The following is a 12,368-nucleotide window of genomic DNA, read 5'->3' as shown; positions in this document are numbered from 1 at the left end:
GTCTGTGCGCCAAAAGGTTCGCAGACTCCGTCAAATATCTACCTGATTTTGGAGTGCTTGATGAATGAATCTCAAAACCCGTTCGATGTGAACGGCAGGCAACGTGAGGATCCCTCGTCCAATACGGCTCCGATGGGTCAGGTTCCGGAGCATCCGTCATCCGAGGATTCGCAAGGCACGCGAGGTACCGAGGCGCGGAATACAGCTTCTGCTTCCAGCGGTGCGAATCCATCACAGCCCCAATACGGTCAGATGAAAGTCCCGGAATATGGGGCCATGGCCAGCCAATTCCCTTCGCAATACAATCCCTACGTCTATGGCAAGCCTGAAGAGAAACCAAAAAATCAGAACACGCCAATGAATGCTCAGAACAGGCAATATGACCCGCAAATGGGCGGGGGATACGGCAATGCCGTGGGCCCCTATCAAGGCAATCAGCGCAATGCCCCTTACGGCGGCCCTAACCAGATACCTGGAGGTTATGGCAACAATCCCAACAGCCCATATGGGCAGCCGTACAACAACGGACAGCCGTACAACAACGGCCCGGTCATGCCAGGGGAGCCGGGATCACCCGGATATCAGCCGGATATGCGCAACGGCGTTGATATGAACGATCCCGTCCAGAACCCACTTAAAGGACATTGGGATCCGATGGCGATTCTTTCGATTATCCTTCTGTTTCTGCCGATTACGTTCCTGCCTGCCATTACCGGTGCGGTTTCCATGTGGCGCACCAAGAAATACCATATGAAAGGGTTCGCGGTGGCCACCGTGTGCATGGTACTCGGCGTCATCGCGACAGTCTTCGAGCTATGGCTGTTTTCCAAAGGTATCAATCTTAACGATTTCTCACAGCAGTTGATGAATCAATATGGTTCCGGATCCGGTGGTTCCGGCAGTGACGGTTCAGTGAGTGCCTAGGTTCTTACGCCATGTTATTGACGGTTTAGCTAACCATTCATAGTTGAGAAAGTCCTTGTTCACGGCAGTGACCGAGGACTTTTGTATACCGGTTCGATGTATCGATCAAATCCGGGGATACCGGCCAAATTGTGTGCCCGGCGGTTCCGGTTTTCCCGGTCAAGAAGTTTTTGACAGATACTCGTTGAACTATGGTTTGTCGAAAGTGATGAATTGTATTTTATTGTGTCCACTATTTGGATGTATAAGTATACATAATAGTGAATATATGTAGTCTTAGCATCATCTTCAAGAAAGGTGATGCCGATGAGCAAATACACGGTGGCGGTAGCTGGTGCCAGCGGATATGCGGGAGGGGAGATGCTGCGTATACTCGCGGCACATCCTGCGTTCGAAGTAACCACTGTGACCGGCGAGACTTCTGCCGGAAGCAAACTTGGTGAGCACATGCCGCATATTCCAACGCTAAAGGATATGATCATCGAGCCAACGAAGCCTGAAGCGCTCAGCAATCATGATGTCATCGTTCTTGCTCTGCCGCATGGGGTATCGGGAGCTTTGGCCGAAAAGCTTCATGCCGATTGTGCGATAGTCGATTTGGGAGCCGACCACAGGCTCGAATCCGGCGAGGCTTGGGCGCAATACTATGGCGGCGATTTTCATCAACCGTGGGTCTATGGCATGCCGGAACTGATTGTCGGCAAAGACGCCAACGGGGAATACCGGCGTCAACGTGAAAAATTGCCTGACGCATCGTTGATAGCAGGCCCCGGATGCAACGTCACGGCGGTCACCTTGGCTTTCCAGCCTGCAGTGGCCGAGGGGCTCGTGAAATTCGACGACATCGTAGCCGATCTTGCCGTCGGGTATTCCGGAGCAGGCAAAAATCTCAAACGTCCGAATCTGCTGGCTGCTGAGGCATTCGGTTGTGCGACGCCGTATTCGGTAGGTGGAGTTCACCGACACATTCCGGAGATTGTGCAGAATCTTAGGCATGCTGCGGCGGCGATTTCCGGTGAATGTGATGAGCATACCGGTTTGGGTTTCAAAAACAAACCTGAAGCGGACATCCAAGTCGGTTTCACCCCGGTATTGGTGCCGATGGCCCGTGGAATCCTCGCAGTGGTTTCGGCCAAGCTGAGCGACAAAGGCGAGGCGATGAGTGATGAAAGCATTCGCGAGGTTTTTGCTCAGGCCTATGAAGGTCAGCGATTCATTGAGCTCTTGGGCGTCGGCGACATGCCGGCGACGGCGAACGTGCTGGGGTCCAACGCGGCTCAGGTTCAGGTAGCCGTTGACAGGAACGCCAAGCGCCTCTATGGTTTTGCCGCTATCGATAATCTCAACCGCGGCACGGCAGGGCAGACGGTGCAATCCCTGAATATCGCACTCGGACTTCCCGAAGACCAAGGACTGACAACGATTGGAGTGGCGCCATGAGCGTGACATTTGCAAAAGGGTTTTCCGCCGCCGGCGTCAATGCCGGAATTTCAGCGAACAAGGATAAAAGTGATTTGGCGCTGGTCGTCAACAACGGGCCGCTCGATGCCGCGGCGGGCGTGTTTACTGCCAACCGTTTCTGCGCCGCGCCGGTGCAATGGTCTCGCAAGGCCGTCGCTGACGGACATATCAAAGCGGTTGTGCTCAATTCCGGCGGCGCCAACGCCTGCACCGGTGAGGCCGGGCTTAGGCAGAGCGAGGCCACGGCGATCAAGGTCGCCGAAGTGCTTGGCGGCGAACATCCGGTTGATACCGGAGACATCGCGGTATGCTCGACTGGGCTGATCGGGGAATTATTACCTTTGGATAATGTGTTGGCCGGCGTCGACAAAGCGGCTTCGGCTCTAAGCGACAACATCGAAGCCGGCATCGACGCGGCCACAGCCATCATGACCACCGACACCAAAGCCAAAACCGTGAAGCTGGAAGGTAATGGTTATCGCGTGGGCGGCATGGTCAAGGGCTCGGGAATGATCGCACCACAACTGGCTACGATGCTTTGTGTCATCACCACTGACGCCGTGGTTGACGCCGCTCAATTGCAGGCCGTTCTGGCCGCTGCCACCGACAAGTCGTTCAATCGCATCGACGTGGACGGATGCATGTCCACCAACGACACGGTGCTGCTGCTGGCATCTGGGGCTTCCGGCGTCACCCCGGATCCCGAGGAATTCGCCGGCTTGGTTCATGATGCCTGTGCCAGTTTGGCTCGTCAGATTATCGGCGACGGTGAAGGTTCCACCCACGATATCAAGGTGACAATAAGCGGAGCGGAAAGCGAGGAAGCGGCTTTGGCATGTGCCCGTGCGGTTGCCGGCTCGAACCTTCTGAAATGCGCGATCTATGGCAACGATCCGAACTGGGGACGTATCGTCAGTTCCTTGGGTACTGTTCCGGTGGGCGTGGCAGCTTACGATTCGCAAGATGTCACCGTCGATATCAACGGTGTGCGTGTCTGCGAACACGGCGGTGCAGGGGTTGACCGTTCCGAAGTCAAGATGGAGGGTCGAGAAGTCGATATCGATATCAACCTCAACAAAGGCGCCGAAACCGCAACGGTATGGACCGATGACCTCACCCATGAATACGTGCATATCAACGCCGACTACGAATCCTGAGATTTCCAGAGAAATCAAAGAAAGGTTCAACAGATTTTCAAATAGATGAATAATCATCAATTAAAGATATGCGACAAACGGAACGTAGAAATTACCAAGCGACCGAGGGATGAAAATGGCGACAGATGAAGTCGAACAATCGCAGCCATTGGTGAAGCCAATCGATGGAGGAACGACGAAAGCTGACGAATATACATTTGACGTGCACAACGACTTAAAGGACGAGCAGAAAGCCGAGGTTCTGATCGAGGCGTTGCCGTGGCTGGAGGAATTCGCCGGTCAGCGCATCGTCGTCAAATACGGCGGCAACGCCATGGTCGACGAACATCTGAAACGATGCTTTGCCGAGGATATGGTCTTTCTGAGGCAGGTCGGCATGCACCCGATCGTCGTGCACGGTGGCGGCCCGCAAATATCCAGTATGCTCAAAGATCTTGGCATCCATTCGCAATTCAAGGCGGGACTGCGCGTTACGACGCCGGAAATCATGAAGGTCGTGCGAATGATTTTGACGGGTTCCGTTTCGCGTGAGCTGATCGGGCTGATCAATGCCCACGGCCCGCACGCGGTCGGTCTTTCGGGCGAGGATGGGTCGCTGTTCGGAGCGAAACGCTATCGTCCCGTTATCGACGGAGTGGAAACGGACATAGGCTTGGTCGGCGAAGTCACCGAAGTCAATCCCTCGGCGGTTGAAAGCCTTATCGCGCAGAACCGAATTCCCGTCGTTTCTTCGATAGCGCCGAATGCTGATGATCCCACCGAAGTCTTCAATGTCAATGCGGATTCGGCGGCTGCGGCCCTCGCTGTCGCACTGCATGCCCGTAAGCTGGTCATTGTGACCGATGTGGATGGCCTTTACGACGATTGGCCCGACAAAAATTCGCTTATCAGCTCCATCGGCGTCGACAAGCTGCGTGAGGTTCTGCCAACGCTGCAAAGCGGTATGGTACCGAAGATGCGTGCCTGTGTACGTGCGCTGGATGGAGGGGTCCCGCGAGCGCATATCATCGACGGCCGGCAGCCGCATTCCATATTGAACGAGGTGTTCACCAGCGCCGGCATCGGCACCATGGTCGTGCCCGGTGACGGCATGAAGCTACGACGAAACGGAAGATAGCTTGCGACAGGGCAATGTAGTAGCGAAAGCTATTGGTTATGTAGTGAAATCAATGAAGTCTCCATACTATCATAATACAAAATGAACTTGAAGGTGCGACACAATGAACAACGACAATCACAATATGACTGATTCCAAAAATGTAAGCCAAGGTCGCGTTGCCGCAACGACGTCGATCGGGCCGGAAAGCGAGCAATGGATCGCGGAATACGAAAAGGTGCATACCCACGCTTTCGGTACGCCGCTGCGCGTCATGGACCATGGCGAAGGCATGTATGTCTGGGACGTGGACGGCAACGAATACCTCGATTTCCTCGCGGGCATCGCGGTCAATTCGCTGGGCTACGCGCATCCCAAATGGGTCAAAGCGGTTGGCGAGCAGGCTGCGAAAGTCGCGCATGTCAGCAATTATTTCGCCTCGGTTCCGCAGATCAAACTTGCGCAAAAGCTGTTGGAGATTTCCGGGGCTCCGGAAGGTTCCCGTGTCTACTTCGGAAATTCCGGGGCCGAAGGCAACGAAGCCGCGATGAAAATGGCCAAGCTCTATGGCGCAACATTGCCAGGCGGCGACCCCGAACGTGGAGGCGCCCCGGCCCGAATCCTAGCGCTGACCAATGGATTTCACGGCCGGACCATGGGAGCTTTGAGCGCCACTTGGAAGCTGTCGATTCGTGAACCCTATAACCCGTTGCTGCCAGCGGTTGAGTTTGTCGAAGCCGGAGACTTGAAAGCCATGCAGGCAGCATTCGACGAGACCGGAAAGAATGGTGTCGGCCCAGTGGCAGCGGTGATGCTCGAACTCATCCAGGGTGAGGCCGGCGTGCGTCCGCTTGACCCGGCATACGTCAAGGGTGTCCGCGAACTTTGTGACAGCAATCATGCGCTGATGATCATCGATGAAGTACAGACCGGCATCGGTCGAACCGGCAAATGGTTCGCCTTCCAGCGCGAGGACCTTTCCGGTGGCATCACTCCCGATATCATCACCTTTGCCAAAGGCGTGGCCGGAGGCTTTCCGATGGGTGGCATGATCGCCTTCGGCAAGCCTCTTGCCTCGCTCTTCTCGCCGGGGCTGCACGGTTCCACGTTCGCCGGTGGCCCGCTTGCGACCACGGCCGGGTTGACCACGTTGCAGGTCATCGAGGATGACGGATTAGTGGCCAATGCCGAAGCCCGTGGCAACCAACTTCGTAAAGCGATCATGGCTTGCGGCAACCCGCTGTTCGCGTCTGTGCGAGGTCGTGGGTTGCTCAATGCCATTTCGTTGACACATCCATGCTCGCATGCCGCCATGAACTGGGCCCTCGACCATGGGCTGATTGTCAATGCCGTTGCTCCGGACGCCTTGCGTCTTGCACCGCCTCTGATTGTCGGCAGCGATGACGTGGACCAAGCCGTATCGATTCTTGCCAAAATCCCGTTCGATTTGCCGAATGACTGAGTTCGATTCGTTCTTACCTGTGAACTTTCGAAGTATTTTGTTTCATACGGCATTGCTTGATACGTTACAGACAGGATCTACGATGCCAAAGGGATGCGGCAAAATTATTAGATTTAGATAATTATTGTAGTATATATACCAATATACGGATAGAATCTTAATATTTCAGTTTTATGCGGTATATTTTAATGGTCAAATCAGTAAAAGGAGATGGTTATGGCAGGTCAGCTTCGGCATATGCTCCGGGATGATGATGTCAATCACGATGAGCAGAAGGAAATCCTGGAACTTGGCATGAAGTTCTGGAAAGACCGCTATTATCATCGTCCATTCGAAGGCCCGCAGGGTGTCGCGGTGATTTTCGACAAACCCAGCACCCGGACGCGTTCCAGTTTCTCCGTCGGTGTCGCCGAGCTTGGCGGTTATCCTTTGGTCATCGACAAGTCCGGCTCCCAGCTTGGCCGTGGCGAACCCGTGGCCGATACGGCACGCGTGCTCACTCGCATGACCAGCGCCATCGTCTGGCGTACCTTCGGCCAGAATCGTGTGGAAACGATGGCGGAATATGCCACCGTCCCTGTTGTCAACGCCTTGACCGACCAGTTCCATCCCTGCCAGATTCTCGCCGATTTCCTCACCATCGCGCAACATCGCGGGGGAGTCGACGCCCTCACAGGCCAGACCATCGCCTACCTCGGAGACGCGGCCAACAATATGTCCAACTCCTACCTGCTAGGCGGGGCGACCGCAGGTATGAACGTACGCGTGGCCGGCCCGCAGGGCTTCCTTCCCGACCCGCAGATCGTCGAGGACGCCAAGCGTATAGCAGCGCAGAACGGTGGTTCGATTCTGGTGACCACTGATCCGCGAGAAGCCGTGGCGGACGCCGATTGCATCTTCACCGACACCTGGGTGTCGATGGGCGAGGAAAACGAATATGGTGTACGCTCCAAGCCGTTCTGGAATTATCAGGTCAACGACGAATTGATGAAACTCGCTAAACCTGATGCGTTGTTCCAGCACTGTCTGCCAGCTTACCGTGGCAAGGAGGTCACCGCCTCGGTGATCGACGGCCCGCAATCGGTGGTGTGGGACGAGGCAGAAAACAGGTTGCACGCCCAAAAGGCTTTGTTGACTTGGCTGATCGGGAAACTTCGAAATGACAAGGAATTGCTCAAATGAACGATACTGAGGAAAGCGATATTACCGCCGATATCAATTATGATTCGTCTGATGTTGCCGGAACTGTGCCAAACGGTGGAGAGCAAGGCTCGGAGACCAAGTTGCAGCATCCGACGAACAGGACTGCCCGTCTGAGCGTTATTCAGGAGATCCTTTCCAACTCGGTGGTCTCCTCACAAGGGCAGCTGCTTGAACTGCTTGCCGATCGTGGCATCGAAGTCACCCAGGCTACGCTGAGCCGTGACCTTGATGAGATGAAGGCGGTGAAGACACGGCTTAAAACCGGGGAAATGGCTTATACGCTGGGTGTCGAGCCCGAATTCGACGACGCCACGGCTGAAAAAATCGACCAGCAGCTTTCGCGAGGGCTTTCGGGGTTGATCACCTCTGCGGCCGCGGCGCGAAATCTGGTCATCGTGCACACCCCGTCCGGCGCTGCGCAATACATGGCAAGCGTTATTGACAAGCAGCCCATCGAGGGAATCCTGGGCACGGTCGCCGGCGACGATACGGTGTTGTTGGTTTGCGATGATGACGATGCCGCCGTGACGCGCATGCAATGGCTGCTTGACATTGTTTCGCGTGGGCAGCACCAAGGTGCCTGATACAAAAGCCATTGCATGGCAAAAGTTTTCGTGAGGGGATAGCTGATTTGCTCAAGGAGTGATTTTTTCTGTACGGGATGGGCGCGTGCAGAGAAAATCAGAAAAAATGGCCATGAAGGGTGATTGTCTCTGTATACAGGCGTTTGGTGCAGAGTTAATCACGGGATACGGCCGGAAAGTGTGATTATCTCTGCATTCTGATTCGAAGTGCAGGGAAAATCACGGAATTGAGTGTGGGTGTCCGTTCGGATAGGCTGTGCGTGTGTGGCTTGTATCCCGCATTGTGGACGTTTCCGTCCATAAATTGAATATGTATACATAAAGGCGTATATATATTGTATAAAGTTTTGAAGAAAGGGCTGTCATGAGCGATAAGAACCGCATCGTACTCGCATATTCCGGAGGTCTTGACACTTCCGTGGCGATTCCGTACTTGAAGGAGCGCACAGGCAAAGACGTCGTCGCTGTTTCCTTGGACGTTGGTCAGGGTGGCGAAAGCCTTGAAACCATTCGTCAGCGCGCGCTGGCCTGTGGTGCGGTGGAAGCGTATGTCGTCGATGCACGTGAGGAATTCGCCAAGGAATACTGCATGCTGGCGTTGAAGGCCAACGCCAAGTACGAAGGTGTCTATCCTCTGGTTTCCGCCATTTCCAGGCCTTTGATCTCCAAGCATCTCGTGCGTGCCGCCCACCAGTTCGGCGCCGACACGATTTCGCACGGCTGCACCGGCAAGGGTAACGACCAGGTGCGTTTCGAGGTCTCCATCGCCTCCATCGACCCGAATCTTAAGGCCATCAGCCCGATTCGCGATCTTTCTCTGACCCGCGACGTCGAGATCCAGTTCGCCAAGGATCACAAGCTGCCCATCACCCAGACCGAAAAGAGCCCGTATTCCATCGATCAGAACGTCTGGGGCCGCGCCATTGAAACCGGCTTCCTCGAAGACCCGTGGAACGGACCGACCAAGGACTGCTATACCTACACCGACGATCCGGCCTTCCCACCTGTCGAAGATGAGGTCGTCATCGAATTCAAGCAGGGCGTGCCGGTGAAGATCGACGGCAAGGATGTCACCCCGCTGCAGGCCATCGAAGAGATGAACCGCCGCGCCGGAGCCCAGGGCATCGGCCGCATCGACCTGATTGAAGACCGTCTGGTCGGCATCAAATCCCGTGAACTCTATGAAGCACCTGGTGCGGTGGCGCTCATTGCCGCGCACGAAGAGCTTGAGAACTGCTGCCTCGAACGCGAACAGCACCGCATCAAACGCGACATCGACAAGCGTTGGGCCGAGCTGGTCTACGACGCCCAATGGTTCTCGCCTGCGGTCCGCTCCTTGAACGCCTTCATCGAAGACACGCAGCGCTATGTTTCCGGCGAAATCCGTATGGTCATGCACGGAGGCCGCGCCGTGGTCACCGGCCGCCGCAGCGATTCTTCGCTCTACGACTACAAGCTCGCCACCTACGATTCCGGCGACACCTACGACCAGAACGCTTCCAACGGATTCATCTCGATCTACGGTCTGCCCGACAAGGTGGCCGCCGCTCGCGACGTCAAATTCGGCAATGGTATCGAAGTCCCGGACAACTCCGTCGAATAATTATTCATTCAGTTGCTAGACAGTTCGTAGGAGCTGCCTAGCAATCCTTATATTTGAGGTCACTTACTGTGGCGGGAGGGGCTGGGATATACAATGCTCGACACGCTCCGGGCTGAGCCGTTAAGAACGAAGCCCAGTGGGCTTCGTTTAGGCGAAGTGAGCGCGATGTATCGAGCACGAAGGCAAAATCTCTGATTTTGCACAGGCCAAGTCTTTACGGTCGAGCATCGCATATCCCAACCCCTCCTTTGACTTATGATGATAAATATTTGTTTTTGAAGATTATTAAACAGTCGTGATTGAGGTCTGGGGATATGCGTTGTTACGGCGTAAGACATGGCCGAGCGGCCAAGGAGCGTCCGGAATAACGTATATCCCCAGGCCTCCGCACAGTTAGCTTTACTCAAAGACTAGTTTGTTACAGAATGAAGGGAAAATAAGGATGACGGAGCAGGATAATAAAGGGAATGAGCATTTGGCGCTGTGGGGAGGGCGGTTTAAGTCCGGGCCTTCGCCTGAGCTGGCGCGGCTCTCAAAGTCGACGCAGTTTGATTGGCGGCTGGCTGATGACGATATCGCCGGGTCTCGGGCGCACGCGCGGGCGCTGGGCAAGGCCGGATTGCTCAGTGATGACGAGTTGAGGCGGATGGAGGATGCGCTCAACAAACTGCAGAAGCTCGTGGATTCGGGGGAGTTTGCTCCCGTTGAAGATGATGAGGACGAGGCCACGGCTCTGGAGCGCGGACTTCTTGAGATCGCGGGGGATGAGCTGGGTGGCAAGCTGCGTGCCGGGCGTTCGCGCAACGATCAGATCGCCTGCCTTATCCGCATGTGGCTGCGTCGCCATGCGCGTATGGTCGCCGGTTTGGTGCTTGGCGTGGTCGATGCGCTCATCGAGCAGGCTGAGAAAGCGGGGGAAGCAGTGATGCCGGGGCGCACGCACATGCAGCACGCCCAGCCGGTTTTGCTCGCTCACCAGCTGATGGCCCATGTCTGGCCGCTGCTGAGGGATGTCGATAGGCTGGTCGATTGGGATAAGCGCATGGACGAAAGCCCTTACGGTTCAGGCGCTTTGGCCGGCAACACGCTTGGTCTCGATCCCGAAGCCGTAGCTCACGAACTCGGTTTCTCGCGTGTAACCGCCAATTCGATTGACGGTACCGCAAGCCGCGATTTGGTGGCCGAGTTCTCGTTCATCGCGGCTATGATTGGCGTCGACCTCAGCCGTTTGAGTGAGGAAATCATCATCTGGAACACGCAGGAATTCGCCTTCGTCCGTCTCGATGACGCCTATTCCACCGGTTCCTCGATCATGCCGCAGAAGAAGAATCCGGATATCGCCGAGCTTACCCGTGGCAAGTCCGGCCGTCTGATTGGTGATTTGACTGGCCTGATGGCCACGCTCAAAGGTCTGCCGACGGCCTACGCCCGCGATTTGCAGGAAGACAAGGAAGCCGTGTTCGACCAGGTCGACACACTCGAAACCTTACTGCCCGCTTTCGCCGGCATGGTCCGTACCATGGTCTTCGACCTTGACCGTCTCAAGGCTCAGGCGCCCACCGGTTTTGCTTTGGCCACGGATATCGCCGAATGGCTGGTCAAGCAGGGTGTCCCGTTCCGTCACGCCCACGAGCTTTCGGGCGCTTGCGTCCAGATGGCGGAAGGCCGTGGCGTTGAGCTTTGGGATTTGAGCGATGATGATTTCGTCACTGTGTTCAAGGATTTCCTACCCGCAGATGTCGCGCCGCAAGTCCGTAAAGTCCTTTCCGTCGAGGGTTCCGTAGACCAGCGAGACGGCAAGGGGGGCACAGCACCTGTTCGCGTCCGCGAACAAATTGCCGAAGCCAAGCGGATCGCTGCAAAAGCTAAAACATTCGCTGATTCGGTTAGTGACGGTCCGGCTTACGTAAAACCAGACGCATTGCAATGATTTGACATTTTTTTACTTCACCTTGAGTACGATGGCATGCTGAAAGCAAGCTAGGCAGAAAGGCGTGAAAGGCATGACGTTGGGTATCGGAACTCCGATAGCGACTATCGAGGCGATGTGGGCGAAGCATACGATTCATCTGTCTGAGGCTCCCGGCGGAGACCCATTTGGTGTCCGGAAATTCGACCAGTCAACACCCAGCAATGCCGAGCCTTTGACCTTGTGCGCCATAGGTGATTCTATGGTGGCTGCCTGTGGTACGCAAAACCAGCAGGAGGGTCTTATACCCGACCTTGCGCAAGGGTTTGCGGACAAGTTCAAGCGTGATGTCAGCTGGGAAGCCCATGGAAAGCTGGGCGCCACGATGCGGCGCGTCCGCTACCGTCTGCTTCCCGAAGTGCTGAAGTCAGGCAAGAAGTTCGATATCCTGGCATTTTGTGCCGGTTCCAATGACATCATGGCCAATCGAACGCTCGATGAATGGCGTGCTGATCTTTCCGCCGTCCTCGACGAGGCCAAACCGCTGAGCGGCCATGTCATCGTCTTGAGTCCTGGACAGATGCAGCATGAGCCGTCGTTGGGCAAGGCGCTGCGCCGAGCACTCGAGCATGAGATGGATGAGCAGGCAGCCGTGAGCAAGGAAGTCTGTGCCGAGCGCCACGCCACGTATGTCGATATGATTCACGAAAACGTGCATGCCGACGCTCCCGATTTCTTCTCTCCAGATCACTTCCACCCCAGTGCCAAAGGCTACAGCTATATGGTCGAAGGCGTGGTCGCCAAGCTTGGTTCTTCATTCGTTCAGGATTTTGTTGCGGAATAAAGGTCTGTTCGTTTTTCAGGGAATCAAATAATAATATAAGTGATTGTAAAATACTAATAACTTCGTGATAACAAATAAATCATTGGTCAAGACTCAATTCAGCATTGAGTCTGATATTGCTGTGT

General features: G+C 55.3%; 10 protein-coding genes. All 10 read left to right on the top strand.

Annotated elements, in window-relative coordinates:
* Positions 1-60 precede the first annotated feature (60 nt).
* Positions 61-924, top strand: a complete 864-nt coding sequence (locus OZX67_RS05600; protein WP_277141648.1) for a hypothetical protein — start codon at positions 61-63, stop codon at positions 922-924.
* 306 nt (positions 925-1,230) lie between these two features.
* Positions 1,231-2,364, top strand: coding sequence for an N-acetyl-gamma-glutamyl-phosphate reductase (gene argC / locus OZX67_RS05595; protein ID WP_277141645.1), 1,134 nt, complete (start codon positions 1,231-1,233; stop codon positions 2,362-2,364).
* Positions 2,361-3,542 (top strand): bifunctional glutamate N-acetyltransferase/amino-acid acetyltransferase ArgJ, encoded by a 1,182-nt coding sequence (gene argJ / locus OZX67_RS05590; RefSeq protein WP_277141643.1) that lies wholly within the window; start codon positions 2,361-2,363, stop codon positions 3,540-3,542. The genes argC and argJ overlap by 4 nt, the downstream gene beginning before the upstream one ends.
* 115 nt (positions 3,543-3,657) lie before the next feature.
* Positions 3,658-4,659 (top strand): acetylglutamate kinase, encoded by a 1,002-nt coding sequence (argB, locus tag OZX67_RS05585; protein ID WP_348519600.1) that lies wholly within the window; start codon positions 3,658-3,660, stop codon positions 4,657-4,659.
* A 124-nt stretch (positions 4,660-4,783) separates the two neighbouring features.
* Entirely contained in the window at positions 4,784-6,100 is a 1,317-nt protein-coding gene (locus tag OZX67_RS05580; protein ID WP_277144958.1) for an acetylornithine transaminase, read from the top strand.
* Positions 6,101-6,316: 216 nt separating this feature from the next.
* Positions 6,317-7,282, top strand: coding sequence for an ornithine carbamoyltransferase (gene argF / locus OZX67_RS05575; protein WP_277141641.1), 966 nt, complete (start codon positions 6,317-6,319; stop codon positions 7,280-7,282).
* The gene (argR, locus tag OZX67_RS05570; RefSeq protein WP_277141639.1) at positions 7,279-7,887 is read left to right on the top strand and encodes an arginine repressor; all 609 of its coding nucleotides are present in this window, start codon (positions 7,279-7,281) and stop codon (positions 7,885-7,887) included. The genes argF and argR overlap by 4 nt, the downstream gene beginning before the upstream one ends.
* A gap of 364 nt (positions 7,888-8,251) precedes the next feature.
* Positions 8,252-9,490 carry an argininosuccinate synthase gene (locus OZX67_RS05565; RefSeq protein ID WP_277141636.1) on the top strand — a complete coding sequence of 413 codons (1,239 nt, stop codon included), beginning with the start codon at positions 8,252-8,254 and terminating at the stop codon, positions 9,488-9,490.
* A 442-nt stretch (positions 9,491-9,932) separates the two neighbouring features.
* Entirely contained in the window at positions 9,933-11,420 is a 1,488-nt protein-coding gene (gene argH, locus OZX67_RS05560; protein WP_277141634.1) for an argininosuccinate lyase, read from the top strand.
* Between the two features lie 73 nt (positions 11,421-11,493).
* On the top strand, positions 11,494-12,243 hold the full coding sequence (locus OZX67_RS05555; RefSeq protein WP_277141632.1) for a GDSL-type esterase/lipase family protein: 750 nt from the start codon (positions 11,494-11,496) through the stop codon (positions 12,241-12,243).
* Positions 12,244-12,368: the final 125 nt, after the last annotated feature.

Origin of the sequence: Bifidobacterium sp. ESL0728 (assembly GCF_029392015.1) — a bacterium.
Taxonomy (GTDB): domain Bacteria; phylum Actinomycetota; class Actinomycetes; order Actinomycetales; family Bifidobacteriaceae; genus Bifidobacterium.
This window is presented reverse-complemented; position numbering and strand designations above follow the sequence as displayed.

What these genes read in the sequence shown, in the direction of transcription:
- OZX67_RS05600 (WP_277141648.1), top strand. Translation starts at nt 61, where the DNA reads ATGAATGAATCTCAAAACCCGTTCGATGTGAACGGCAGGCAACGTGAG.
- argC (WP_277141645.1), top strand. Translation starts at nt 1,231, where the DNA reads ATGAGCAAATACACGGTGGCGGTAGCTGGTGCCAGCGGATATGCGGGA.
- argJ (WP_277141643.1), top strand. Translation starts at nt 2,361, where the DNA reads ATGAGCGTGACATTTGCAAAAGGGTTTTCCGCCGCCGGCGTCAATGCC.
- argB (WP_348519600.1), top strand. Translation starts at nt 3,658, where the DNA reads ATGGCGACAGATGAAGTCGAACAATCGCAGCCATTGGTGAAGCCAATC.
- OZX67_RS05580 (WP_277144958.1), top strand. Translation starts at nt 4,784, where the DNA reads ATGACTGATTCCAAAAATGTAAGCCAAGGTCGCGTTGCCGCAACGACG.
- argF (WP_277141641.1), top strand. Translation starts at nt 6,317, where the DNA reads ATGGCAGGTCAGCTTCGGCATATGCTCCGGGATGATGATGTCAATCAC.
- argR (WP_277141639.1), top strand. Translation starts at nt 7,279, where the DNA reads ATGAACGATACTGAGGAAAGCGATATTACCGCCGATATCAATTATGAT.
- OZX67_RS05565 (WP_277141636.1), top strand. Translation starts at nt 8,252, where the DNA reads ATGAGCGATAAGAACCGCATCGTACTCGCATATTCCGGAGGTCTTGAC.
- argH (WP_277141634.1), top strand. Translation starts at nt 9,933, where the DNA reads ATGACGGAGCAGGATAATAAAGGGAATGAGCATTTGGCGCTGTGGGGA.
- OZX67_RS05555 (WP_277141632.1), top strand. Translation starts at nt 11,494, where the DNA reads ATGACGTTGGGTATCGGAACTCCGATAGCGACTATCGAGGCGATGTGG.